At 38.9% G+C, this 25,499-nt stretch carries 20 protein-coding genes and 1 riboswitch; of the genes, 9 read left to right on the top strand and 11 right to left on the bottom strand.

Annotated elements, in window-relative coordinates; all coding sequences use genetic code 11:
• The first annotated feature begins 566 nt into the window (after positions 1–566).
• From ABD985_RS02470 to ABD985_RS02440, 7 genes are all read left to right on the top strand, one after another.
• Positions 567–1,484 carry a metal ABC transporter solute-binding protein, Zn/Mn family gene (locus ABD985_RS02470; RefSeq protein WP_345368911.1) on the top strand — a complete coding sequence of 306 codons (918 nt, stop codon included), beginning with the start codon at positions 567–569 and terminating at the stop codon, positions 1,482–1,484.
• Positions 1,485–1,639: 155 nt separating this feature from the next.
• Positions 1,640–2,434, top strand: coding sequence for a metal ABC transporter ATP-binding protein (locus ABD985_RS02465; RefSeq protein ID WP_345368910.1), 795 nt, complete (start codon positions 1,640–1,642; stop codon positions 2,432–2,434).
• Positions 2,435–2,484: 50 nt separating this feature from the next.
• Complete coding sequence (locus ABD985_RS02460) at positions 2,485–3,777, top strand: metal ABC transporter permease (RefSeq protein WP_345368909.1); 1,293 nt, start codon at positions 2,485–2,487, stop codon at positions 3,775–3,777.
• A 203-nt stretch (positions 3,778–3,980) separates the two neighbouring features.
• Positions 3,981–4,158: riboswitch (cobalamin riboswitch) on the top strand.
• 29 nt (positions 4,159–4,187) lie between these two features.
• Positions 4,188–5,372 (top strand): ABC transporter substrate-binding protein, encoded by a 1,185-nt coding sequence (locus ABD985_RS02455; RefSeq protein WP_345368907.1) that lies wholly within the window; start codon positions 4,188–4,190, stop codon positions 5,370–5,372.
• 106 nt (positions 5,373–5,478) lie between these two features.
• Complete coding sequence (locus tag ABD985_RS02450) at positions 5,479–7,392, top strand: TonB-dependent receptor plug domain-containing protein (protein ID WP_345368905.1); 1,914 nt, start codon at positions 5,479–5,481, stop codon at positions 7,390–7,392.
• Between the two features lie 177 nt (positions 7,393–7,569).
• Positions 7,570–8,619 carry a YncE family protein gene (locus ABD985_RS02445; protein WP_345368904.1) on the top strand — a complete coding sequence of 350 codons (1,050 nt, stop codon included), beginning with the start codon at positions 7,570–7,572 and terminating at the stop codon, positions 8,617–8,619.
• Between the two features lie 204 nt (positions 8,620–8,823).
• Entirely contained in the window at positions 8,824–9,183 is a 360-nt protein-coding gene (locus tag ABD985_RS02440) for a PD-(D/E)XK nuclease family transposase (RefSeq protein WP_345368903.1), read from the top strand.
• 83 nt (positions 9,184–9,266) lie between these two features.
• Here ABD985_RS02440 and ABD985_RS02435 read toward each other — a convergent pair whose 3' ends face one another.
• The 4 genes from ABD985_RS02435 to ABD985_RS02420 all read right to left on the bottom strand — a co-directional run bounded on the left by ABD985_RS02435 (position 9,267) and on the right by ABD985_RS02420 (position 17,216).
• Complete coding sequence (locus ABD985_RS02435) at positions 9,267–10,568, bottom strand: cryptochrome/photolyase family protein (RefSeq protein WP_345368902.1); 1,302 nt, start codon at positions 10,566–10,568, stop codon at positions 9,267–9,269.
• Between the two features lie 343 nt (positions 10,569–10,911).
• Positions 10,912–11,619: an SDR family NAD(P)-dependent oxidoreductase gene (locus ABD985_RS02430; protein ID WP_345368901.1), complete on the bottom strand. Its 708-nt coding sequence runs from the start codon at positions 11,617–11,619 to the stop codon at positions 10,912–10,914.
• A gap of 587 nt (positions 11,620–12,206) precedes the next feature.
• Complete coding sequence (locus tag ABD985_RS02425; RefSeq protein ID WP_345368900.1) at positions 12,207–14,960, bottom strand: 4-alpha-glucanotransferase; 2,754 nt, start codon at positions 14,958–14,960, stop codon at positions 12,207–12,209.
• Positions 14,961–15,290: 330 nt separating this feature from the next.
• A complete protein-coding gene (locus ABD985_RS02420; protein WP_345368899.1) occupies positions 15,291–17,216 on the bottom strand; it encodes a RecQ family ATP-dependent DNA helicase in 1,926 nt (641 codons plus the stop codon).
• A gap of 83 nt (positions 17,217–17,299) precedes the next feature.
• Between ABD985_RS02420 and pyrE the strand changes: the two genes are divergently transcribed.
• On the top strand, positions 17,300–17,932 hold the full coding sequence (pyrE, locus tag ABD985_RS02415; RefSeq protein WP_345368898.1) for an orotate phosphoribosyltransferase: 633 nt from the start codon (positions 17,300–17,302) through the stop codon (positions 17,930–17,932).
• A 193-nt stretch (positions 17,933–18,125) separates the two neighbouring features.
• Here the strand turns inward: pyrE and ABD985_RS02410 are convergent, their stop codons facing one another.
• The 4 genes from ABD985_RS02410 to ABD985_RS02395 form a co-directional block, all read right to left on the bottom strand.
• Positions 18,126–18,485, bottom strand: a complete 360-nt coding sequence (locus ABD985_RS02410; protein WP_345368897.1) for a hypothetical protein — start codon at positions 18,483–18,485, stop codon at positions 18,126–18,128.
• Between the two features lie 420 nt (positions 18,486–18,905).
• Positions 18,906–19,880 (bottom strand): tetratricopeptide repeat protein, encoded by a 975-nt coding sequence (locus ABD985_RS02405; protein WP_345368895.1) that lies wholly within the window; start codon positions 19,878–19,880, stop codon positions 18,906–18,908.
• Positions 19,881–20,219: 339 nt separating this feature from the next.
• Positions 20,220–21,164: an electron transfer flavoprotein subunit alpha/FixB family protein gene (locus ABD985_RS02400; RefSeq protein ID WP_345368894.1), complete on the bottom strand. Its 945-nt coding sequence runs from the start codon at positions 21,162–21,164 to the stop codon at positions 20,220–20,222.
• 84 nt (positions 21,165–21,248) lie between these two features.
• A complete protein-coding gene (locus tag ABD985_RS02395; protein WP_345368892.1) occupies positions 21,249–21,980 on the bottom strand; it encodes an electron transfer flavoprotein subunit beta/FixA family protein in 732 nt (243 codons plus the stop codon).
• A 459-nt stretch (positions 21,981–22,439) separates the two neighbouring features.
• Between ABD985_RS02395 and ABD985_RS02390 the strand changes: the two genes are divergently transcribed.
• The gene (locus ABD985_RS02390) at positions 22,440–23,390 is read left to right on the top strand and encodes a glycoside hydrolase family 73 protein (protein WP_345368890.1); all 951 of its coding nucleotides are present in this window, start codon (positions 22,440–22,442) and stop codon (positions 23,388–23,390) included.
• Between the two features lie 147 nt (positions 23,391–23,537).
• Here ABD985_RS02390 and ABD985_RS02385 read toward each other — a convergent pair whose 3' ends face one another.
• The 3 genes from ABD985_RS02385 to ABD985_RS02375 all read right to left on the bottom strand — a co-directional run bounded on the left by ABD985_RS02385 (position 23,538) and on the right by ABD985_RS02375 (position 25,351).
• Entirely contained in the window at positions 23,538–23,957 is a 420-nt protein-coding gene (locus tag ABD985_RS02385; RefSeq protein ID WP_345368888.1) for a hypothetical protein, read from the bottom strand.
• Positions 23,958–24,303: 346 nt separating this feature from the next.
• Complete coding sequence (locus tag ABD985_RS02380) at positions 24,304–24,693, bottom strand: DUF1987 domain-containing protein (protein WP_345368887.1); 390 nt, start codon at positions 24,691–24,693, stop codon at positions 24,304–24,306.
• A 94-nt stretch (positions 24,694–24,787) separates the two neighbouring features.
• The gene (locus ABD985_RS02375; RefSeq protein ID WP_345368886.1) at positions 24,788–25,351 is read right to left on the bottom strand and encodes a SiaB family protein kinase; all 564 of its coding nucleotides are present in this window, start codon (positions 25,349–25,351) and stop codon (positions 24,788–24,790) included.
• Positions 25,352–25,499: the final 148 nt, after the last annotated feature.

The raw sequence follows: 25,499 nt of genomic DNA, 5'->3' as shown, positions 1-25,499 counted from the left end.
ATAAAGATAGCGCCTTAGAACGAATATCTTAAATCAAAATTTTCAATGAGCGAAAGCTCAGTTAGTAAATAATTAGATTACTGAAATTGGTAATTAGTTCAGTTTTGTAAAGGGGTTAATAAACTAGTTTCAGTGTTTCTATTTAAAAGACACATAACAAAAGAAGATAGACAAGTACTTTTATGAAAAAAGGTTCATCATCTTTCAATTTCATTAATAAGTCCTATATAAATATATAAATTAATCCCCTTTATATCAATTTGATATTAGAATAGTTCAATATAATATTACTTCATTACTACGGTATTTTTCTAGCTCAAGCGTGTCACATCAAATTTGTAATCGTAAGGAATATCGAATAAATCAATTGGAACTATTATAACCTATCACAGAAGACAAAAGAGAAAGAATATTCCTTTTAAACAGTCTGTCAAAAAGAAGAGAAAAGGAATTTCATGAAACCATCAACCTCAATAAAAAGAAATATCTAAATATATTTTTAGATAAACCTAAAAATAGACATCTTTACCCCAATAGCTACCTAACACAACGTAACTTCACAAAACATGAAGCAGTTTATTTACTTTTTATTCGCATTTAGCCTTGTCTTTACAAGCTGTAGTAAGACCAAAAAAGAATCCACAAAAGAGTCACTAAAAATCGTTACCACTACAGGGATGATTGGCGATGCCTTAAAAAATATTGTTGGAGATAAAGCTGAAGTTATTTCTCTGATGGGAGTTGGTGTAGACCCCCATTTATACAAAGCAACTCCTTCAGACCTCAAGGCACTTCGAGAGGCAGACATTATCTTTTACAATGGATTACACCTTGAAGGAAACATGGCAGAAGTGTTAGAGAAGCTCAGCAAGCGCAAAGCCGTTTTTGCATTGGCTGACGGCTTGTCCAAAGAAGAATTACGTAGTAGTAATGATGGAAGCACCGTACATGACCCCCACATATGGTTTAATGTAGCACTATGGAGTAAAGGAATACAATACGCCTCTGAGCAATTAATCCAAGCAGCTCCTGAGCAATCCTCTTTTTACCAAGCAAATACCCAACAGTATTTACAAGAACTAGCAGCATTGCATACTTGGGTTGGGGAGGAAATCCAAAAAATCCCTGTAGAACGACGAGTATTGATCACTGCCCATGATGCATTCGGGTACTTTGGCGATGCTTATGCTATCGAAGTGAGAGGTTTACAAGGAATTTCCACGGTTGCAGAGGTAGGGTTAAGGGATGTCACGATATTAGTGAAGTATATTGTTGAAAAGAAAATCAAAGCCGTCTTCGTTGAATCTTCTATTCCTAAAAAAGCATTGGAAGCCGTAGTATCGGGATGCCAACAAAAAAAACATACAATTGAAATAGGCGGTGTCTTATACTCCGATGCTATGGGAGCAGCCAACACTCCTTCCGGCACCTATATTGGAATGGTGAAAAGCAATGTCAATACAATTGTTGATGCGCTTAAGTAAGCGATAAGGCACATAGCTCACTCGGTTATCGGTTAAGAAAGTTATTTTACCTCTCAACAACTTGTAATAAACGGTAAGCTTTTAAAGCAATAACCGATAAACGAATATCTAAACTACCTCTGGTTAACACTGAAGCACACTAGAGTTACGATACTATGAAAGAAAACACAACAGCAGCTATTGAAGTACACAACCTTTCGGTCACTTATGATGGAAAGCCTGCCGCCTGGAATATCGACTATGAGCTCCCTCAGGGTAAACTAATCGGTGTTATGGGCCCAAATGGATCTGGAAAAAGTACCTCTATCAAGGCCATTATGGATTTAGTACCTAAAGCCAGTGGATACGCCCGCATCTTTGGGAAAGAGCTCGATGAGGTGAGACAACGTGTCGCTTACGTTCCTCAAAGAGGTTCTGTGGACTGGGACTTCCCGGCATCGGTACTGGATACTGTCCTAATGGGCCGTTTAACCAAAAAGAATATCTTCAAGCGCATCAGCAAAAAGGATCGTGATATTGCCTTGGAATGTATACGAAAGGTAAGGCTAGATAAGTATGCACACCGGCAGATCTCCCAATTATCAGGTGGGCAACAACAAAGGGTATTTATTGCCAGAGCATTAGCTCAACAAGCGGACCTGTATTTACTGGATGAACCTTTTGCTGGTGTAGATGCCTCAACAGAGGATGCTATTATCAGCATCTTGAAAGAAATGAAGGAAGAAGGAAAAACTGTTTTAGTAGTACATCATGACCTACAAACAGCGCCTAACTATTTTGATTGGCTAGTTCTGATGAATACTCGTCTGGTGGCTGCTGGCCCTATGGAAGAAACTTTCACTTCTGAATACTTAAATGAAGCTTTTGGCGGTCGTTTGAATATTCTATCGCAAATGGGTGACCTGATCAAGCGGAAGAAATACCCGATACGGGAGAAAAAGAATAAGTAGTGATGAGTGATGAGTGGAATTAAGTTTAGCTATTAACAATAGAAAAGGCTATGAGTGAATTTGTACTGGATTTTTTCTTATTAAGAGACCCCAATGTACGATGGGTGGTAATCGCCATTTTGCTAATTTGCAGTAGTACAGCGATCGTAGGAAGCTTTGCTTTTCTTCGCAAAAGAGCCTTGATTGGAGATGCAGTATCCCATGCTATTCTGCCTGGTATATGTTTAGCTTTTATGCTGACAGGGGGCAAACATCCTTTTTGGCTTATGGCTGGTGCTATTCTGATTGGTTTACTTTCCATGAAAATCATTGACTTCATTACGGTTAATTCTCGAATTAAACCTGACACGGCCCTAGCCTTGGTCATGTCAGTATTCTATGGATTGGGTGTATTATTACTTACTCGTATTCAAAGCTCAGGAAATGCCGCACAAGCAGGTCTGGACAAATTCCTATTTGGCAAAGCGGCCGCTATGATGCAAGAGGATGTTATTACCTATAGTCTTTTCTCTATTTTTTTACTCTTGGTCATTACTATCTTATTCAAGTCTTTTGTTGTTACAATTTTTGATCGACAACATGCTGCTTTAATAGGTCTCCCTGTAAATAAACTAGAGGGAGTTATGGCTATATTAACAGTGATTGCCATAGCCATTGGCATACAGGCTGTAGGAGTTGTCTTGATGTCTGCCCTCCTAATCACACCCGCAGCAGCAGCTCGCTACTGGACCAACAACCTAAAGATAATGCTATTGCTAGCAGCTCTATTTGCTATGGTTTCAGGTGTCAGCGGAGCATTTGTTTCTTATGCGATGCCGAAGATGCCAACAGGTCCCTGGATTGTGATGTTTCTTACCCTGATCACTGGAATCTCGGTATTGATAGGAAGTAAAAAAGGCTATTGGGTAACCCGAAAAGGAAAACAACAAATCAACCAAAAAATCATACAAGAAAATGTATTAAAAGCCCTCTACCAGTTAGGAGAGGTCCGTAATAACTTTGAGGATCCTTTCCTGAAAAGTGAGTTACGTAAAAAACGAAAATACGGTCGATTACGTCAGCGTAATGCACTTAAGCAACTAGAGAAAGAAGCCTGCATCAAAATAGAGGGAGAGTACATTTACCTCACCCGCAAGGGACTGGATGAAGGACAGCGTATTACCCGACTCCACAGATTATGGGAAGTTTATCTCACCAAATACCTTAAGCTCCCTGCCGATCATGTACACGAAGATGCTGAGGCTATGGAGCACCTGATCACACCAGAACTAGAGATCGAACTGGAAAAAGTATTGGACTATCCATTGATTGATCCACACGACTCCCCTATTCCGAGGAAGTGAGAATTTTCAATGATTAATAAAGGGGATCTCTTGTGGTCACCCTGATGCAAGGAATAAGGAAAGTTAAAGCTTACTATTAATTCAACTAAAATATCCATTACGCATTTTTTATTAAAAATTGAAAATTCATCATTGATAATTAATAACACAGACCATCCACTTCTATCATTTCATTGAAAAATGAAAATTAATAATTGAAAATTAAAAATTAATAGTAGCTTTGCTGCGCAGATAGGTCAGGGAATCCGGTGTGAATCCGGAACAGTCCCCGCTGCTGTAACTTTTTCCCTTGTGGGTTATTGAGTATTCCACTGTTCGTTGGAACGGGAAGGAACAATGTAAAAAAGGAGTCAGAATACCTGCCTTGTTTCTGTAATTTATTTATGTCTTTCGGGTGAAAAGAAACTTTTATGAAAAACACTCCTTTTTATACAAGGGTGGGCTTACTCTGTCTATTCTTGGGGCTTGTAATAGCCTTTTCTTCTTGTAACTCTTCTTCCAGAAAAGTTAACCATTCCATCTTACCTGCTCATAATCTCGTAGAGGATGCTAAAGGATTTGAGCTATACCCCTCTAACGAAGGTTATTCCATTCTACATATTATCAATCCTTTCGAGGAAAACGATACGTTGAAGTATATTCTTCTTCCTAAACAGGTGAAGACTCCAAAACAATTCGAACACCTCTCTCGCATTTCGGTTCCCGTCAAAAATATTGCAGCACTTTCCAGTACGCATATTGGAATGCTTGCAGCATTGAACAGCAGTAAGACCATTTCTGGAGTTTCTAACCTTAATTATGTAGGAAATAGCACCGTACAAGAACGAGCCCAAGAAGGTAACGTTCTGGAAATTGGCCAGAATGGGCAACTAAACTATGAGAATATACTTCAGTCTCACACAGAAGTTATTCTTAGTATAGGAATGCAGGCCAGCAACTATCAAGAGCACCCCGCACTAAAACCCATGCAAGTCTCAGTAATTCCTGTCGCAGAATGGCAAGAAACTACTGCACTTGGTAGAGCGGAATGGATCAAGCTTATAGGCACCTTAGTGGGAAAAGAAAAAGAGGCTATCACCTATTATACTTACCTTAAAAGGGAATGGGAACGCTATACGGCATTAGTATCCCATGACTCCACTCCTAATCCTAAAATTATTGTAGGAGCACCTTTTAAAGATGTATGGCATATTCCTGCAGGAAACAGTTTTAAAGCTCACTTATACCAAGCAGCTAAAGGTGATTACTTGTGGGCAGACTCCAAGGGAGAAGGCAGTTTACCCTTAAGCCTAGAAACGGTCTATCCGAAAGCACTTCAAGCAAATATATGGCTTGATGCCGGTTTCGTACATTCTATTGAGGAACTTACCCTTAAAGATGAGCGATTTAAAAATTTCCCCGTAATAAAGACAGGGGAAGTCTATGCTCCCATTAAGCAAATTGCTCCAAATGGTGTTAATCTATTCTGGGAAAACAGTGTTACTACCCCTCACCTATTACTGGCAGACTATATCAGGATCTTTCACCCTGGGATACTGGAAAATGATTCAATGGTTTTCTACCAGAAACTTCCATTAACGAGCTACAGTAATTAAGCTTGAGATTGTTATTTATCAGTTATTAACTGATAAATAGCACCCCCTATATACTATAGTTTTAAAGCAAACAATCCTATTGCACCTCCAACGACTACACTCAAGAATGGATAAAATATACCCTCTCCTTATATTATTAATAGGACTAATAGTTAAAGGACTCCCTGCCTTTGCGCAGTCTTCCTTTGATACCTTAGAGTTGGGAACTGTAGAAGTATACGGCGTTCCCTTACAGAAGTACAATGTAGGTACTTCCGTTTTTCAATCAGACAGCTTACAGAAAAGTAAGATAGGATACAGTAACCTTAATGACTATCTACTACAACACACAGGGATTTATCTCAAAGAAAGTGGGAACAATGGGCTCTCTTCGATCTCCATGAGAGGAGGTAATTCTAACCATACCGCTGTACTATGGAATGGTATTAATATCAATTCTATCACACTGGGAGCATCGGACTTCAACCAGATCCCTCTATTCCTTATTGAAGATATTGCTGTACAATTCGGAGGAGGGAGTGCCAATTTTGGCACGGGATCTATTGGAGGTAGTATTGTATTGTCTTCCGACAAAATATTATCCCAGGATATTAATCAAAAAATTGGCTTGTATACATCTTATGGAAGTTACAACCATTTATTTACAGGGTTCAAGTACCAACAAAAATTTGGAAAATGGAGTAACAGCACAAAGCTCTATTTTAAAAGAAGCGATAATGATTTTCCCTTTATGAATCTATATGGTGAAAAGGAATATCAAAACAATGCTGGATTTCAGGATCAAGGAATACTACAAGAAATCAGCTATCAAATTTCCAGTACACAAGAGATCTCTGCTCACCTGTGGCATCAGAAACACTTTCGGGAGATTCAGCCTTTGATGGGCAACAACCAACAAGAGCTTAAGGATGAATCCTTGGACAGTAACTTCTTGAGAACAATTATTCAGTACAAACAACTATTCAAAAAGGGACAACTTCATGCATCTTCTGGTTTTGTTAGAGACTATACTTCCTATAAAGGAGACCCTACTAGCACGCTCAGAAGCGAAAATAATATACAAGCAGATTTTGACCTGAATAATTGGCTATCCATCAAAGGAGGAATACATTATCAATACCTATACTCTGACAATATTGGAGAGGAAACACTGAGTCAGGAAGTGACTGAAAACCGCACAGCCTTATTTACTTCCATACGTGGTGAGATTACTCCTAGACTACAGGTCGCATTCAACGCACGACAAGCACTTATTGACCAACAATGGCAACCTTTTGCACCTTCTTTGGGAGCTTCTTGGGTGGCATTTCAAACACCTGAGATACAATGGTCGTGGAGAGCACAACTCGCTAGGAACTACCGTATCCCAACTTTCAATGAACGATACTGGCCTTTGCAAGGCAATCCAGACATCAAAGCGGAAAGCGGTTATAGTGCAGAAACAGGCTTCACGCTACAATGGAATAGAAATGGATGGCAAAGCTCTTTATCTACTACGGTCTTCTACAACTATGTTTATAACTGGATTGCCTGGTATCCATTAGAAGGGAACCTATGGAAAGCGCATAATCTACAAGAAGTAGAAAGTAAGGGAAGTGAACTGCAACTAGGATTGAAAAAAACAATACAGCCAGACTTCTCTGTTCAAGCTGGACTGAACTACTCTTTTACCTTGGCAACGATACAGGAAGGGATAGAAGCCCAAAAAGCATTTATAGGAGAACAATTATACTATACGCCAAAGCATAAGCAGAGTAGTTACTTATCCATTACCTATAAAAAATATGGATTGTCTTTACAGCAACATTATGTTGGAACACGTACTACGACAGATCGTACGGATATACTAGACGACTATAACTTATTCAGCAGCACACTGTCTAGGTCTTTTGAATGGAATAAACTGAAAATACACACTTCCATTCAGGTGAACAATATATTAAACACTGCCTATTTCAACACAAAGTATATGGCAATGCCTGGTAGAAACTTCATGGGGAATGTTCATTTTATATTTTAATGTAATGAGCACGCCAAGGGCAATACTATTGATCCGTGAACCCTCGCCTGAGGCGAGGGCCTACGGTAAATTGATTCCCTTTTGCGGGTGAAATATGCCTACATGAATTTTAAACAAACGAATTACAAAACGATAGATTCAATCCTAAAATTAGTTTTAAAAACAAATTAACAAACAATGAAAAACTTCAAACTTTTACTCCTAATTACTTCATTTGCTGTTTTTTTCGCTAGCTGTGATGATGATAATAACTCCCCAGCTCCAGAAGTAACCTTAGAGGGTACACTGCTGATCAATGCTGGTGGATTTGGACAAGCCAATGGTAGCTTATCACTATATGATGAGTCCACAGGTACATTAGACAGCAAGGTTTTCAGTGCTGCCAATGGAAGAGAACTAGCAGCAAGTATTGAATCTGTAACGGTTCAAGATACGATGACCCTAATTATGTGTTACGCTCCAGACAAAGTAGAATTTGCACATACGAGCACATTAAAATCATTAAATACTCCAACAACAGATGTTGTTAACCCAAGGTATGCAAGTATTCATGGCGACTATGCTTATGTGACTTGTTGGGGGCCATATGAAGCTGACTTCTCCCTTCAAAACTCATACGTTGCGAAAATTGACTTAAGAACATTTGAAAAAGTAGATGAGATTCCAGTAGGTAGTGGCCCTGAAGGAATTATTACAATTGATGATCAGATCTTTGTAGCCGTAAGCAATACACAAGAAATCGCCGTAATTGACCCTGCTACTGCAGAGGTAATAAAAACTATTCCTTTAGAGGTTGCTCCGCAACACCTTTCTTCAGATAACCAAGGAACTCTTTGGTGTACACTATCGAGTTATAGTGCCAATAGTACAGGTCTTCAAGCTATTGATTTAAATGAACTGACGGCTACAGATTTTTACGCTTTAGAAGCTGGCATCAACTATGAGGGGCATCTTAGCACTGACGAGAGTGGCAACACTCTTTATGTTTTAGGGAATGACGGTGGAGTCTATTCGTTTGATACAGAAGCAAAGACCTATTCTACTAGTTCGATTATCGCTGCAGATCCTTCTATTTATGGGTTTGGTGTAAATCCCATGACAGCATTTATCTATACTTCTGATGCAGCCGGCTTCCAAGGAAATGGTAGTATTAAAGTATATGATGAGACAGGTACATTGACCGATGAAGAAGTGGTAGGTGTGGCACCTTTCCGATTTGTCTTTTAGAGCTTGTTTGGAATACTGATTTAGATAGAGAAAATTTCTATAACCTGTTCAAATCAAGTCAGATTTAAGGCGCACGCAGTGATAATAGTGGTTCTATTTGATGAAAATATGAGTTGATTTGAACAGTGATTAGAGGAATTTTCTTTCTGAATCAGTATTCCAAACAAGCTCTTAAGGAGTTTAGTAGTTAGTGATGAGCGACTAGTGATTGGTCGCTCATCACTAGATTGTCACACTCATTTTGAAAAATGGCTTTACCTCTTCAAAAACTTAAACCAATTGTATGAAATGCCCGTTGGCTTAGTAGATAGGGCACTTAAAAAGTTTTTGAAAGAAGCCCAAATCGCTAACCTTAACAACAAAGAATATGCTATGTATGAGGAAAGTTTAAAACGGTATAATGACTTAAAAAACAGCTTGGATACAGCCAGAGAGGAAGGTCGTGAGGAAGGTAAAAAAGAAGAAAAACTTAAAATCGCCCTAAAAGCCAAAGCGCAGGGATTATCAACACCTACCATTGTCGTTTTAACGGGCCTGTCAGAAGAAGAAATCGAAAAGCTTTAAAAAGTAAAACCCGATAACTGCTAGATCAATCAGCTATCGGGTTTCTTCTATCGAAAGACTCCCTCTAAACACTAACCTTGACTTCACCCTAACACATCCTTGAACACTGCTAAGCAACGTTCCCTGGCCTCCTTATGATCCACCATTGGCTCAGGATAATCTTCTGTTTCAAATTCAGGCACCCATTTCTTAATATAAGTCTTATCCTTATCAAACTTATCCGTTTGACTATAGGGGTTGAAAATACGGAAGTAAGGTTGCGCATCTGTTCCGGTACTGGCAGCCCATTGCCATCCCCCATTATTGGCTGACAGATCATAATCCAATAGCTTACTGGCAAAATAAGCCTCTCCCCATCGCCAATCGATCAACAAATGCTTTGTCAGAAAACTAGCTGTAATCATGCGGACACGATTATGCATATACCCTGTTGTATTTAGCTCTCGCATACCTGCATCCACAATGGGGTATCCCGTTTTTCCTTCTTTCCATTTTTCAAACTCCTCCTCGTTATTTCTCCAGGGGATCTTATCATATTTTGAGTTAAAATTCTCATTAACCACCTTAGGAAAGTGGTGCAGAATCATCATATAAAAATCTCTCCAGATCAACTCATTCAGGAACGTCCCATTAAGTTCCTTGGCTGCTCTTGCCAAGGAGCGAATACTCATGGTTCCAAACCGAAGATGCACCCCCAAATGTGTCGTTCCGTGTTGCCCCGGGTAATCCCTGGTCTTATCATAGGTTTCAATCAAATCTCTGTAGATATAGTTAGCCGGAAAGTCCGGTTCTTCACAAGCTTCAAATCCCATATCTTCCAAAGAAGGAATCGCTAATGAAGAGGTATGAAACCAGTTCCCTCCTTCTCCTTGTACAGGATACGTCGGAAAACCTCCCTGCTCTTCCAACTTAGTCTTCCACTTACGACTATAAGGAGTAAAAACCATATAAGGGTCTCCGTCATCCTTAAGGATTTCATCTCTTTCAAAAATACATTGGTCTTTAAAATCCTTAAAAGTAATTCCCTCTGATTGTAAAAACTCTGAGACCATCGCATCTCTGTCCTTAGCATAAGGTTCATAATCCCTATTCGTATAAACCTCCTGTACCTCATAAGACTCCAATACTTTCGACCACACTTCCTCTACGGTTCCATACCTTACATAAAGAGATGAACCATAAGTCTCCAACTCTTTCTTTATAGTATGTATTTGCTCATGAATAAACTGTACTCTACGGTCTTTTTTGTCTTCTAGGTCATCTAGAATAGCACGATCAAAGATAAAGAGCGGCAACACGGGATACTCCCCTTTTAAAGCCTCACTAAGTCCATGATTATCCACTAGTCTTAGATCTCTTCGAAACCAAAAAATTGAAACTTTCATAGGAGGAATTTTTAGTGATTAGTTGTTAGTGATTAGTGGTATATACTCGTTTTTTATTTTCATCTTTTATCTCATCTAGTATGAGTCGAACATTACGGGCGACCACGTTGACACTGTCCTTCTACCTAAATGATGGCAGCCACGCAGGTCAATTCCGTCAACTTAAGCTAAATACTAGTCCTAGCGTCCTCGCTCCTGTTTTATAAGCTTGAGCGTGGACGCTCAAATAATGTTTTGGTCTTCGCGAGGACGCAAAGACCAGTGTATACCATTCCGTTAAGTTGACGGCATTGCCACATGAGGTCTCCCCTACCTTTTACTTTATACCTTTTACTTTTACCTATTACCTTAAACTCCCCATACCTCCATCTATGGCCATGACCTGCCCAGTTACCCAACTGCTATAATCTGCCAGTAAATACAAGGCTGCAGTGGCAATATCCTGAGGAGTACCAACCCTACCTAAAGGATGTCGTTTCCCTGCCGCTTCTTTTTTCTCTTCGGACTGTAAAAGTCCTTCTGCCAAAGGCGTATCGGTCAGAGAAGGTGCTATCGCATTGACTCTAATATGGGAAGAAGCCCATTCACTGGCCAAGGTTCGAGCAAGCCCTTCTATCGCTCCTTTAGAGGCCGCAACGCTGGCATGGTAAGCCATTCCTGTTTGCACAGCTACGGTACTAAATAATACAACGCTACTGCCCTTGGCTGCTTTCAATGGCTTATGAAGCGCCTGTAATACTTTTACCGCTCCCATTACATTAATCGAAAAATCCTGTTCAAAATCTTCTGTCGAGAGTCTAATAAATGGTTTCAGATTAATCGTTCCAGGGCAATAGGCTACTCCGTGTATGGCATCTGGCAACTTATCCGTTAACGAAGAAAAATCATCTTCCTGAACGTCATAGGAATGATGTGTGATCCCTTCAATATCAGGATTTGATCGAGAGAAGTTAAAAACCTCTCCTCCGTCCGCCTTTAATAATTTTATTAATGCAGCGCCTATACCTGAGCTTCCACCTATGACGACATAATTCTTGTCTTTTAGTCTCATGTTTTTGGGTTTGTGGTAGAGATATAATTTTATTTCCTACCATAATAAACCCTGAATAAGAAAAGTTGTTCATTCACTTAACAGTTTGTAATAACATCACATATTATGTTTCTTTTTGATAATGATTTAGTCAGTAGAATTCTTTTTGTTTTGCCCTATAGTCATATTAAAGGTGACTTTCTTTCCTGTTCACTTTTCTTATAATTGATAAATACCACTGTTCCTATAATCGGTAATAGGAGTATGATAATCGTAAATATCAACTTATCACTCAGATTCATGCTCTTGGCTCGCCATACCAGAAAAAAGCCTATGAGGATAGAAATAACACTGACCATCATCAATACGAAGACAAGTCCAGTTGCTATCAATATAGTAGTAGATGGGAACCCCGATAAGAGTATCATAACAACATGAGTAGTTTTTAATTAAAAAAGTATTTAAATGATATTATAATCATTGAAATAATCGGATACAAAAAAAAGTGATCCAGACAAAATGCCCAGACCACTTTCATACTCTTCGTTGTATTACGCTGAGAACAGCGTGTTTGATTATATAAGATAGAATTTATGGTTTGTAGAAGACTAGAAAGGTGTATTTCTACCCGCTTTCGTAATCATATCTCTCAAACGATCGTTGAATCCATTTTCTTTCATCAAATCTTCCAGGTTAATATGGAAGCGGTATTTCCAGTAATGGTGCTTGATCGCAGGAATATTGATACGCTCATCCTCTGCACTTTCACGACGAAGCTCTCCATCGATGGCCATAATATCCTGTAGAGGGAAGATAGCCCACATACTTGGAGAATATAGGTGCATATTGAAGATCTCCTCAGCAACCCATGGATCACAGAAGAATGGTGCTCCACCCCAGTGTCCCATCATATGGTTATAGAATCGCTGTGTTTCCTCTTGATTCTCTTCCCACCAGCCACGTACGGTAGACATATCGTGAGTCGACGGGCTACCTACTGACATATAAGGGTAATCATTTGGATGTGCAAATTCTTTTTCGATGTCTTTTGGCATACGCTGAATCTCCAACGATAAGATATTCAAAGCATCCATCACGCCTGGTACACAAGCTGGCACCATACCCAAGTCCTCACCACAGATCAACATATCCGTTGCGTTGGTGATGGCTGGCAATTTCTCCATCGCTTGCTCTGCCCACAATCCTTCTTGTCTGTGGAAGAAATAGTCGATGTACAATTCCCAGATAATATGTCTGTCAAACTCTCCTAACTCACGGAAAGTTCTAGACTTATCTGCCGTAACTCTAGGTACATAATGCATGCCATCTTCATACCCCAATGCCGGGATCAAGATCACCTCGTTGTGCAAGTGATAAAGTGCATCACGAATGGCATCGTTTTTCGCCTGCTCATCTTCAGATTTTGGTTGCTTCTTAGCGAAGTAATCCTGAATCTTGCGTTGGCTGTCAAATTTATCCTTGAACTCGAAGCATCCTGGTGCATATTCGTTCAAGAAAGTATCCTTCACTTCTGCCGTATTCTCCCCGAATAGTTCTCCCAGGAAGTGCTCACGGATATATGGCTTACACAAACGATCACGATCGAAGTGCATTCCTCTATTCCTAAATTCGTCAACATGCAATGGAATCGCTGGACGGAACTGTCCAAGAAGACCTTGTACAGAATCCAATGGAATTTCCCATATACGGAAGAATCCAAGGATATGGTCAATACGGAAGGCATCAAAGTACTGTGACAAATGCGTCATACGGCTTACCCACCACTGGTAGCCATCTTTACGCATCTCTTCCCAGTTATAGGTAGGGAATCCCCAGTTCTGACCGTTTACGGCAAAATCATCTGGTGGGGCTCCTGCCTGACCGTCCATATTGTATAAACGAGGCTCAGACCACGCATCAGCACTATGTCTATAAATACCAATTGGAATATCTCCTTTCAATACTACCTGATTGGCTCTGGCATATTCTGCCGCTTCCAATAGCTGTAAGTGTAGGTGATACTGTACAAAAACATAGAAGTTTATCTTATCCTTTGTCTCTTTATCAGAAAACAATTTATCAACTCCCGTTTTTGTATATTTTTTCATGGACTTCCACTGTGTAAAGTCTGGTGTACCATAAAGCTCTCTCTGATAAGAGAATACTGCATATGGCTTCAACCAACCTTCATGCTCTTTGAGGAATTCCTTGGCCTTAGCATCCTTGTAGAAAGATGCTTTCTTCTCTTCCCAAAGCTCCTGTAGATAGGCCATTTTGAAATCCATTACCGCATCGTAGTCTACCGATTCCAGAGCATTTAGCTCTTTCTTCTTCTTCGATAACTCTGTCATGCGCTTCTTGGACTTCAGCTTTCCTGTTTGCTCCAAGTTAATATAGATTGGATGCAAAGCATATACTGAAATCGCTGCATATGGGTAAGAGTCCACCCAAGTATGCGTAGCAATTGTATCATTTACTGGTAAGATTTGTACCAAACGCATTCCTGTATGCTTAGCCCAATCTACCAACAGTTTAATATCTAAAAACTCTCCAACTCCAAGACCTTGATGGGTTCTCAAGGAGAATACCGGTAGCGCTACTCCTACGCCTTTCCAAGGAGCCGCTTCATAACGGAAATAACCTCCAGAGACAACTTGCATCACATGATCCTCTCCTGCAGCTTCTACATAAAGGTAACGATCCTCTCCTTGCTCATAATTAGCTACCTCACCTGTTTTAGAGTTTACGATCACAAACTTATACTTCAGGTGAGCATGTTGCACTTTCAACTTAAGGGATGCATACCAAGTCAAAGAACCTTCCTCGCAAGACATTTTCACTCCTTTGGCCAAATCCCAATTGCCCAATGCTGGAATATTACCAACCACTCTCACCTCATACCCTTCTACAATACGGGGAACCATCACCTCAAAGCGATAGACCATCTCCTTTTGTGTCTTGGATAGAGAAATCTTCTTTTGTTTTGTCGATGTACGCTTTCCACCAAAAATAGCTCTTGAGAATGCCGATGAAGTAAACACATTGGACAACTCTCCAGTACTTCTCCAGCTATCTTCCACCTTGATCAGATCAAACTCTTTATTGATATCCAGGGTACGATCTTCTCCGTGCTCCTCAGCGACCACATTGCCACTATACTCATCTTTCAGCACATAGCGATACTCAAGTTGTTTGACTCTACTTCCTTTCAAGTCGACTTCCGCTTCCCAATTACCATTTGGCAATGCCTCCATAGGAATCGCCTTATTCACATCTGATTTTCCCATTTTCGCTACAGAACCAACGATATATAATCGTTGCCCCCATTGCGTAAAGTAATTAACTTTAAAGCGTACTTTCATGTGGTTAGTACAATTACGTTTATAATTAAATATTTTTCTCTATCTAAACTTATCTCATTACTCAGCAACCCTCTATAGAATACTTTCATATCCTGTCTCAAGTAAGGTTTTAGGTGAGATTACTTATCTTCACGAAAAAAGCTTTTTGTGGATGATGTACAGCAAGTGATATTCATACTTATGCATCGCTCTTTTCAGAAAAATAAGTCTGTTTAATTTCCTTAAGCAGGACTAAAATAAGAGGATTTATAAACCTTTAAAAGTACTAACATTAGTGAAAGTGGATTCGTTTTTTCGCAATCCGTTGCAAACAGCACAAGATGACAAAAATCATATTTTATATTGAGTTATATCTCCATTAGGAAGGCGCTTAAGAACGTTTTCATCCAACATTTTTCGAAGAACGGGAAGCCATTCTTCTTTATTATTCTCTCCTAATAAACGCTCCACTACCTCTATACTTACTGTTCCATTTTCAAGGACTCCCAAGATTTTGAACCTCCATTGTTGTTCATTTTCCTTTCGGTTTTCCTTAATTTTTCTTTTTCTACAATTATCACAGATACCACAGGTTCTGTCGGGCTTTTCATCAAAGTATTCCTGCAATATATTAGTGCGACATTGACTACCGTCCATCAAATAATTTTTCATTGCCTCCCATTGCTCCAAAGCTGCTTCCCTTCTATTCTCCCATATTTCTTCCTTTAAGGGTAATTGATGACCTGTATACACGCCCCCAAAAAACCGAAGCTTACTTTTGGTTTCTTTAGGTCGATAAATTAAAAGTTGCTCTTCCTGCATTTCATTTAACAATCCTTCTAAGTCTTTGACAGAACAATTCATGTGCGTCGCAATAAGAGACTCTGAAAAATCTTGTAATCCACTATAGATCGCCGGACCACAATATCGTTCTAATAACAACAGTAGTCGATCAAAGCGTATATTGGATACACGATACTGATATCGTTCCTTAACAGAAGCTTTTACCCATATCTTTGACAACTCGCCTAAAGGTTCTTCCAGCGCCAATACCCCTTGTTCCTCCAGCCTTCTCAATCCGTAAAAAACTTCCAGAGAATTGTAAGTGCTATTCTCAATAAATTCCTCCATCAAAAATGGAAGTGTCAAGATTTCTTCTTTCCCTGTCGCTAACTTAAAAAAAGAAACTAATTCAGCATATAACTTCTTAAGGACCTGTATAGAGGGATGAGAATACACCCAACGCTCCTGCAGTTTCTCCACCTCCTCTGATTGCATTAACAGCACAGCATAAGCCTCTTTACCATCCCTTCCGGCCCTTCCTGCTTCTTGGTAATAGGCTTCCAAAGTAGTCGGAATATCATAATGCACTACTAAGCGTACATCTGGCTTATCGATCCCCATACCAAAAGCATTGGTCGCTACCATCACTCTCAAATCCCCCTTAATCCATTGGTCTTGCCTTAAAGAGCGCACATCAGCTGGTAATCCAGCATGATAAAAGTCCGCTTTCACTCCATATGCCGCCAATGTATATGCCACCTGCTCAGCACCTATCCTACTGCGAACATATACAATAGCACTTCCTTCTACCCCCTCCAATACTCGCATAAGTCTTTCATCCTTATCTTCGACTTTTCGAATGGCATACGATAAGTTTTCTCTCAAAAAAGATTTAGAAAATACTTTATAACCCTCCTGAAAATTGAGGCGTAGAATAATATCTTCTTTTACCGATTTGGTCGCTGTTGCTGTCAGTGCAATGCAAGGCACTTCTGGAAAATGCTCTCTAAACTTAGTAATTGATAAATAGGAAGGCCTAAAATCATATCCCCACTGTGAAATACAGTGTGCTTCATCTATCGCTAATAACCCAATTTCCATTTTAGCGGCGGCCTCTAAAAAAGACGACATAAGTAGTCGCTCCGGGGATAAGTATAAGAACTTCACATGGCCTTTCTGTGCCTTAATAAAAAGTTGCTCTTGCTCCTGAGGGGTTAACTGAGAATGTAAAGCAGCAGCAGGAATACCTCGTTTTTGCAACTGATAAACTTGATCTTTCATCAAAGCAATTAAAGGAGTCACCACCAGGCATACCCCTCTACGCATCAAGGCCGCTACCTGAAAGCAAATCGACTTTCCTCCTCCAGTAGGTAGTAAAGCCAAGGTATCGGTAGCCGATACGGCTGACTTTATAATTTCTTCTTGTGGTTGTCGAAAGTCTTCATACCCCCAAAAACGATGTAAAAGTTGATGGCTATTCACGAAATTTGTCATGTTTTAATAAAATAGAGCCTCAAGATATTTATTTTGGAAAGAAGTCTTTTTATTTATTTTCCTTTTCATTTAGCTTTGCGCCCATGGAAAAAGTAGCAAAAAAAGTAGCATCTCTTTTACTGGAGATCAAAGCCATTAAAATTCAGCCCAATGATCCTTTTACATGGGCATCTGGATGGAAATCCCCGATTTATTGTGACAACCGTTTATCCCTTTCACATCCATCGGTACGTACGTATATCAAAAATGCGTTAGCAATGAGAATACAAGAGCTATACCCAGAAGCTGACGCGATTGCTGGAGTAGCTACTGCAGGTATCCCTCAAGGTGCCTTGGTTGCTGACAGCCTAAACCTACCTCTTCTTTATGTTCGTTCTAAGCCTAAAGGACATGGTATGACCAATATGATTGAAGGTGAAGCTCCAAAAGGAAGTAAAGTGGTCGTTATTGAGGACTTGGTTTCTACAGGAGGCAGTTCACTTAAAGCAGTTACTGCATTAAAAGAAGCAGGTTATGAGGTCCTTGGTATGATGGCTATCTTTACCTATGATTTCCCGGTTGCTGAAAAGAACTTTACAGCCGCAGACGTTACCTTGACTACTCTGTCAGATTACAATTATCTGTTGGAACTAGCATTGGAGCAAGATTACATTCAAGACTCTGCTGTAGCATCACTAAAAAGTTGGAGAGAAGCCCCTGACGTTTGGGGGAAATAATCATATCTCATTAACTAGAGTTTGCCTCATAATTAATAGGTAAGGTCCTTTCAAATGAATAAAGGAGAAAGGGTGAAGGAATATGAACCTTATTGACAGGTACTTTTCCTTCACCCTTTCTCCTTTTACGTTATAATCATTTTTATTTTAGCTGATTTGAGACAGCTTCTTTTTTATGACGAGGATGACTTTTTTAATAATCTTCTAACCCTGCAATAAGAATACGACAACGAGACTCTATTTCCTCCTGCAGGTCTATCAATTGCGTACGAATATTATTAGGATTTCTTTCCATCAACTCTATTGCCTCATCCAAAACATCCAATAACATTTGCTCATTCAGCAAATGAAACATTGTCTTCATCTTATGCTTTAATGAGCGTAACAATTGAGAATTGTTGTCTTTCATTGCAAGCTGGAATGTACTCTCTATTTCTTTGAGTCCCTTTATCAGCAATTTGACGAAGTGTGCTGTCTCCTGCTTATTCATGTTAGGAACATCCTTTGAAAAGAGTTTCACATCAATTTGCTTCTCTTTAATGATATTTTTCATAGCGGTAATAGTTTGTAAAGTTTTTGAGTAAATAACTAATGGTTTAATTGCTAAAGTTTTTCATCCACTATAGTATCAATAAGATACAAACTACTATAGCTTCCTAGATGGAGGTTATTCACCAACCATTGTTTACGGGCTGTCTGATTGAAATAAAATACTTTTGAAGTAAGAAGGTTTCTATAAGTAAAGGAGTTATTCCTTAAAAAACCCTTTACCCAAAAATAATAAATATCTTAGTAGAATAAGTACCTATTCTACCGCTGGAATCTTCTTAAGTAATATTTACAGACATACGTATTGTTAATTGCTTGCTGATTCGCTCCAAAATGAAGGAAAAATCACCTATTAATGATATAGAAATAAAAAAAACACCTTCTTACGAAAGGTGTTTTGTGATTTTTCATTTATTTCCTTCTATCAAGGATGTAGAAAATTATTATTTAAAAAGCTTTTTACGTCTTTTTTAATCGAAATAGACTTAAGAGATACTTCTACTTCTGTTACTCCTTGCATTGCATCCTCATCAATATTCCAAAAGATCTCCTTGTTATCTCCTCCTCTCATGGGCGAGTATTCCCCTACTTCAAAAAACTCATATTCTTCATCTCCTATCTTCAACTTGAATACCAATTCTTCAACAAGCTGATCATTTAACTCTGTTGAAGAAAGCTGTCCTCGAATAACCCCTTCTCTTCTATCCAATGGTTCAAACCATAACTTCAAGCCGTGCTTCTCTAACACCTGCTCCATAGAAGTAGTGGTCACTACAGGGATGTTATCTACGGCAGCTCCCCTCGGAATCACGGTTTCTGGAATATTATAAACATTCGTTACTGTTTCATCCACTCTCTGCCTACCTGTCTCTCTGGTAGAATAGGTCAAGTAAGCTAGCCCCATAAAGACAATCGCACCAAGGGATGCTGCTACCAACAAGGTCCTCAACGATTCTCTTTCTGTAATTTTGCGTTGGATATCATCCTTTCGCATCGCACTAATCAACTGAAGAGCTTGCTCATTCGAGGGATGTAAATCCAGACACTCCTTTGCGTATTTTTTAGACATTTCCTTATCGCTATTTCGCTCGTATTCATGATAACGGCAAGCATAAGAAGATGCTAATGTAAACAATACTTGTTCGTGAAAAGGATTTAGTGAATGTGCCTGTTCCAACTCATCAATAGAATCGTCCCAGTTTTTATATTTGTAGTAACCCACCCCTCTCGTGAAGTGCGCATTAAAAGTATGCTGGATATTTTGCCAGTCCTCAGGGGAAATTCCCATCTCATAGGCTATCTGCTTTAGATCACTATTGGATATTTGCTCCTGTTGGCTATGTTTTATCTCACAAATCTTTTCGATATATTTTTCTAATTTCTTATGAATTTCAGACATGGCTATAGCAATGTTATAGTGAGCTGGTACTATTTTCAATAATGTACGAAAGTTTTTCGGCAATAAACATTAATGAAGTCACCGCATAAGTATCTTACTATAACTTCCTAAATATATAACAAAGGGTAGCGACTCAAATGTCTAAAAACATTACAGAAACTCCTTAAAGATTACATGATATGCATATAAAAAGCGCGAGCCTACCGAAATAAGCATTTCGATAGGCTCGTGTTTATAAAATTAGCGCTTGATAAGTAATCAGTAGTATAAAAGCTTGTTTAAAGTACTGATTTAGACAAGCTCTAATGAATACTTGTCGTGAAACAAGTATCCATCACCTTAGTTTTTAAGTGCTTCAATTAGCTTAGGCACTACTTCAAAAGCATCACCAACTACCCCGTAGTCTGCTGCCTTGAAGAAAGGCGCTTCAGGATCCTTATTGATGGCTACAATCACTCTTGAAGAACTTACTCCTGCCAAATGCTGAATTGCTCCTGAGATTCCCACGGCAATATACAGGTTAGGGCTTACCTTAATCCCTGTTTGTCCTACGTGCTCATGGTGAGGTCTCCAATCCATATCAGAAACTGGCTTAGAACAAGCGGTAGCTGCTCCCAATACTCCTGCCAACTCTTCGATCATACCCCAGTTCTCTGGTCCTTTTAGACCGCGACCTGCAGAAACCACTAAATCAGCTTCTGGCAACAAGATATCTCCTTCCTGCTTATGTGCAGATAGTCTTTCTACTGCAAAGTCATTCTCACCAAAGTTTACTGACAATACTTCAACGGCAGCATCTCCTCCAACTTCTTCTGGAGCTACGGCATTTTTCGCCAGTGTAATTACTCTTTTATTACCTGGTAATGTCACAAAAGCAAACGCTTTACCCGTGAATACGCCCCTTTTTACTTTAAAACCTGCAGATGTATCTGGAATCGCTACAACATTAGATGCTACCGCAGCATCCATTTTCACAGCCACTCTTGGAGCAACAGCATCTACCATAGATGAACGTGCCATAATCACAGTACCTGCTGATACTACTTGTGCAGCTTCTGCTACGACAGTAGCTGTAGCACCAATTACGCCTTGATCCAGACGCTCATCCGCCACATGAAGTACTTTAGATACACCATACTTTCCTAGTTGGCTCAATTCTCCTTCCGCTACATTTCCTACTGCTACTACTGTAACCTCTCCTAGTTTTTTACCACAGGTTACCGCCTCAAATGAGGATTTCTTTATAAGACCATTATCGGTCTCTACATATACAAGTACTGACATGATATGATTTGTTTATTGGATTCGAAGTAATTTTTTAAACAAGGTGATTTCTCACCTTTCAATAGGCTCAAATGATCTGGTTGCTTATAACACTTTAGCATCTTCCTTCAGCATGCGCACCAACTCACCCATTTGATCAGGCTCCACCATCTTACAATCACCTTTTGATGCTGGTAACTCAAACGACTCATAAGCCGTTACATTCTCAGCTTCGACAGCAGGAACGACCTGAAGTGGCTTCTTTCTTGCCGACATAATACCTCTCATGTTAGGAATTTTCCATTCTGCAATAGGCTCCTGGCAACCTGCTACAAATGGTGTCTGAAGTTTCAAAACTTCTTTACCACCCTCAATTTCCCTTTCAAGAGTTGCAGTGTTACCCTCCAGATCCAAACGCATCGTAGGTGCCACAGATGGAATCCCTAGCATTTCAGCTACCATACCGTGAACCAATCCTCCATTGAAATCTGAAGACTCACGGCCCATCAAAATCATATCATAGTTTTCTTTTTTCGCTACTTCTACAATTTGTTTTGCAACAAACATTGCATCGGTAGGCTCCGCATCAACACGGATGGCATCATCTGCCCCAATTGCTAATGCTTTTCTGATAGTTGGCTCCGTATCTGCAGTTCCTACATTCAATACCGTTACTGATCCAGATGTTTCTGTAGCAATCTCAACTGCTCTTGCCAAAGCATAATCATCGTATGGGCCAATGATAAACTGTACTCCGGTAGTGTCTAGTTTATTGTCCTTGAACTGGATTTTAGTAGTCGTATCTGGTACGTGACTAATACATACAAGAATCTTCATAATGATCGTGTGTTTATTCTGTTGAATATAGATTAAGGTTCTTTCTTTAATAGCTTCTCTCGCCAAAGAACATATACATCAATGCATGACGTTCTTTCAAAAATAGTATGCATGCATAATAAAATCAAAACATTTATCAATATTTTATTTAGCGATTAAGCTAGTATACTGAAAATCACGCATTAGTTAACATTTATTAATAGTACTTTTTACGTTTTTCTTTCGTGGATGTAAAGTAAATCGATTGTATAGGCAATTAGTTTTATCAATCGCATCGTATTTAGGGCTTATTTTCCAATTACAGCGCAATCACAAACAAGCTTTAATACTTAAGATGATTATTGTAGAGCTCTCAAAATATTAATGATAATATTTTAATCATTTATTTGTTTATTATTTAAACATTGATTTATATTTGTTAGCACAGACATATTATTCATCCCAAAACAGGTGAGCGACATGAAAAGCACACAATTGTCATTATTTACAAGAGAGAACAAACTCATCCATTACTACTTCCAAGGAATTTATTATCAATCCTACAGAACTATCATTGTCCAGCTCTCTAGCCACAAAGTGTTAGCTGCATTATTAACTTGCTCAGTAGTTTACTTGATCTACTCTGCACCAAACGTATCCTCTCACTCAAAACATCACGAAATCAAGAATACCATTCACACTACTCCCCCCTCCATTAATAACACACGAGAGGTTTTCCTTATCAAGCGACAACTTCTGGTTGCCCAATTTCTTGTGAAAGAAAAAGTCAGTAGAGTAGAACAACTTCCCTCCAAAGCGTTACTTACGTTAAACAAAGAAATAAGCGATCTTTTCCTGCGTATTGTACTTAAGGAGCAAGCTTTACCTCCACACGTAAAGAAATTTTTCACCTCTAGTCATCCACTAAAAAAGGTAGAGACAGCTTTGATGGAACAAGCAAAATACCACATCCCTGCCTCCATCACTTTAGCGCAAGCAGCATTGGAAACAGGCTATGGACAACACGTAACAGGGAATAACTTTTTTGGTATTAAAGACAAGACAGGAGCGTTAAAGAACCCTTCTGTAACTACAGAATACTTTGATGAGAAAGAGTATCAATCCAATTACCTAAAAATTAAAGACAGTCAAGTCATCACGATTTCTGGAAAAAAACTATATAAATGCACGATTAAAGATACTTTTGCTCACTACCCTTCTGCTTGGGCATCATTTCGAGCACATTCCAAGCATCTCAGCAACAATAAGCGTTACCATACGCTATTCACGAAAGGAAAAAATTACGAAGCCTGGGCCTCTTTACTGGGCAGTACAAAAAAAGGAGGGATAGGATACGCCACAGACCCTAACTATGGGCAATCTATTTGCCGTATCATTCAAAAGTACCACCTGGATCTATTGGATTATTAAACAAAGCACTTTCTTATAACTCCGTAAAGTTAAAGGAGAAAGGATGAAGGAATTGAACTTCTGTACAAAGAAGTGATTCCTTCATCCTTTCTCTTTCATGCGTTTAGAATGGAGCTATTTCACTGTTCATAAGAGAGTATCTTTTACCTAGGCATTCATAGCCCAAACCATTCGAAACTCTCCTTCTCTCAATTGTAAATCTGTTCCTCCTACTGCTTGTAAATCTGCTTGAGGAAACACATCCATGAAAATATCGATTAACATATTGGAAATGGGGTATTCTTCTTTTCCTGTATAGTCTTTCGTACTACTATAAATAAATAATACGACATGATCTATTTCAAGTAAATCAACTTGATGAGATAGAATTTCTTCGAGCATTTCACTACAAACACATTCAGCTTTCTCTGCCTTGAAGGGAGAGGAGTGCAATACACTTATTTCTGGGATATAGCCTTTCAGTAATCCCTCACACCCTTCCATATCATCTGTCGTGTAGTTCACCACTGGCAAATTGCTTCTCATCAACATTAAACCGAAGTTATTCTTGGGATAAGTATAGTACATGGGTAATCATAGATCGTTATATAAGAACTGTTAACAAAATAAACATATTAAAGCAGTCTTCTTAGAATTTATATCATTGAATAATATAAACCTAAAGTAAAGGTTTTATACCAAAAACAGCTAAAAAATATCATTGGAATCTCATTGGGTTTAACGCTTATCAAATAATAAAATGAAAGATGGATAGCGCTTGACTTTACTGTATAGTGCATATACCTACACTTTTCAATATGTCCTTATGGGAGGGGGCAGGAATTACGGGCAAATTCATAATTCAATGATCGTATAAAATAATAAAGGGGCTGCGTAAAGACGCAGCCCCTTTATTATTTTCAAAGCAATTTTTTCAATAATTGGATTCCATCACCACTAGATTGAATGGCAGGTTCAGTAGTTCTATAAAATCTCTTCCAGACTCTTCAATATCCTCATCCTCTTCTTCATAATACCAATTAACCACAATTTGGTGCCCTTTCTGGTGAAGTTCCTCCAATGATCTAAACATTTGAATAAAGCATTTCGATGTAGCTGTATTAAAATAATCAAGCTGCATATTCACCGTCGTTTCGATTTGGGGCTTTTCTGCTTTGTAAAGCTCTATCCAATCTAATACTGGCTTATAGAAATCCACGGCATTTTCAGGAATGGAACGGCCTACTATATTGATAAGTCCCTTAACCCTATCTAATTCTATTCTTGGTGTTCTATTTTTTTCTGGCAAAATAAAATTCTTCATATGCTTTAAAACCCCCTGAAGGCGTTATTGAATTTCAAAAAATACACCATGGTCGTAATACACACAGCTCTTCTCCCAACTGCTGCAAGTAGTGTTAATCCACTGCAGGTATCCTAACTTTAAGTTCAAAGAAAAGACGATCCTCACGGTACTCTTTAAATTGATAAATAATTGGTTGCGCTGATTTACGGGCAATATCGAGTATCCCCAACCCAGCACCTCCATGAGCAGAAAAATTTCCATTGCTCAAGATCTCACGATAAAGCTTACGAAGTTCTTCAGGACTTAATCCATTGACTTCCTCTATTTTGCTTTGCAAAAAAGTAGCTCTATCATGCGATACAAAGTTACCAGATTGTATAAAAAAGGCATCTTCCTCCTTTCCAAGGATAAAGACTACCAAATTATCAGTACTCTCTTGACCATCAGGGCTATTGTAGGTTTCATAGTGATGAAACAAGTTTTGAAGAATTTCGACAGCGATGATATGTACTCTTTTAAGGCTGTAGACTTGCCCCTTAGTATCTACGAGTTTTTCACTCATATGTTCTAGGATTTCATCTAGCAAATCTACGTTCATTTGCCCTTTGTACGAAAAAATAACGTCATCCAACTGTCTCAGTTCGTCATAATGCTTGTTAACATCAAACTTTTTCAAGGTTAAATTATCCAACTGAACAGGAGTTAAATTAAGACTAACCGAATTAAATAAAAAACAGGCATTGACTCCGTATAAAGTCAAAATTTGATTATCACTAAAATAATCTAAAAAAATGTAGACTATCAATAAGGTGTTAAGAAAATTC

It is taken from the genome of Algivirga pacifica (assembly GCF_039543525.1).
Classification (GTDB): domain Bacteria; phylum Bacteroidota; class Bacteroidia; order Cytophagales; family Flammeovirgaceae; genus Algivirga; species Algivirga pacifica.
The sequence above is the reverse complement of the archived record's forward strand: the minus strand, read 5'-3'. Positions and strand labels throughout refer to the sequence as shown.

Coding starts and splice junctions, on each gene's coding strand:
- ABD985_RS02470 (WP_345368911.1), top strand. CDS start 567: ATGAAGCAGTTTATTTACTTTTTATTCGCATTTAGCCTTGTCTTTACA.
- ABD985_RS02465 (WP_345368910.1), top strand. CDS start 1,640: ATGAAAGAAAACACAACAGCAGCTATTGAAGTACACAACCTTTCGGTC.
- ABD985_RS02460 (WP_345368909.1), top strand. CDS start 2,485: ATGAGTGAATTTGTACTGGATTTTTTCTTATTAAGAGACCCCAATGTA.
- ABD985_RS02455 (WP_345368907.1), top strand. CDS start 4,188: ATGAAAAACACTCCTTTTTATACAAGGGTGGGCTTACTCTGTCTATTC.
- ABD985_RS02450 (WP_345368905.1), top strand. CDS start 5,479: ATGGATAAAATATACCCTCTCCTTATATTATTAATAGGACTAATAGTT.
- ABD985_RS02445 (WP_345368904.1), top strand. CDS start 7,570: ATGAAAAACTTCAAACTTTTACTCCTAATTACTTCATTTGCTGTTTTT.
- ABD985_RS02435 (WP_345368902.1), bottom strand. CDS start 10,568: ATGAAAGTTTCAATTTTTTGGTTTCGAAGAGATCTAAGACTAGTGGAT.
- ABD985_RS02430 (WP_345368901.1), bottom strand. CDS start 11,619: ATGAGACTAAAAGACAAGAATTATGTCGTCATAGGTGGAAGCTCAGGT.
- ABD985_RS02425 (WP_345368900.1), bottom strand. CDS start 14,960: ATGAAAGTACGCTTTAAAGTTAATTACTTTACGCAATGGGGGCAACGA.
- ABD985_RS02420 (WP_345368899.1), bottom strand. CDS start 17,216: ATGACAAATTTCGTGAATAGCCATCAACTTTTACATCGTTTTTGGGGG.
- pyrE (WP_345368898.1), top strand. CDS start 17,300: ATGGAAAAAGTAGCAAAAAAAGTAGCATCTCTTTTACTGGAGATCAAA.
- ABD985_RS02410 (WP_345368897.1), bottom strand. CDS start 18,485: ATGAAAAATATCATTAAAGAGAAGCAAATTGATGTGAAACTCTTTTCA.
- ABD985_RS02405 (WP_345368895.1), bottom strand. CDS start 19,880: ATGTCTGAAATTCATAAGAAATTAGAAAAATATATCGAAAAGATTTGT.
- ABD985_RS02400 (WP_345368894.1), bottom strand. CDS start 21,164: ATGTCAGTACTTGTATATGTAGAGACCGATAATGGTCTTATAAAGAAA.
- ABD985_RS02395 (WP_345368892.1), bottom strand. CDS start 21,980: ATGAAGATTCTTGTATGTATTAGTCACGTACCAGATACGACTACTAAA.
- ABD985_RS02390 (WP_345368890.1), top strand. CDS start 22,440: ATGAAAAGCACACAATTGTCATTATTTACAAGAGAGAACAAACTCATC.
- ABD985_RS02385 (WP_345368888.1), bottom strand. CDS start 23,957: ATGTACTATACTTATCCCAAGAATAACTTCGGTTTAATGTTGATGAGA.
- ABD985_RS02380 (WP_345368887.1), bottom strand. CDS start 24,693: ATGAAGAATTTTATTTTGCCAGAAAAAAATAGAACACCAAGAATAGAA.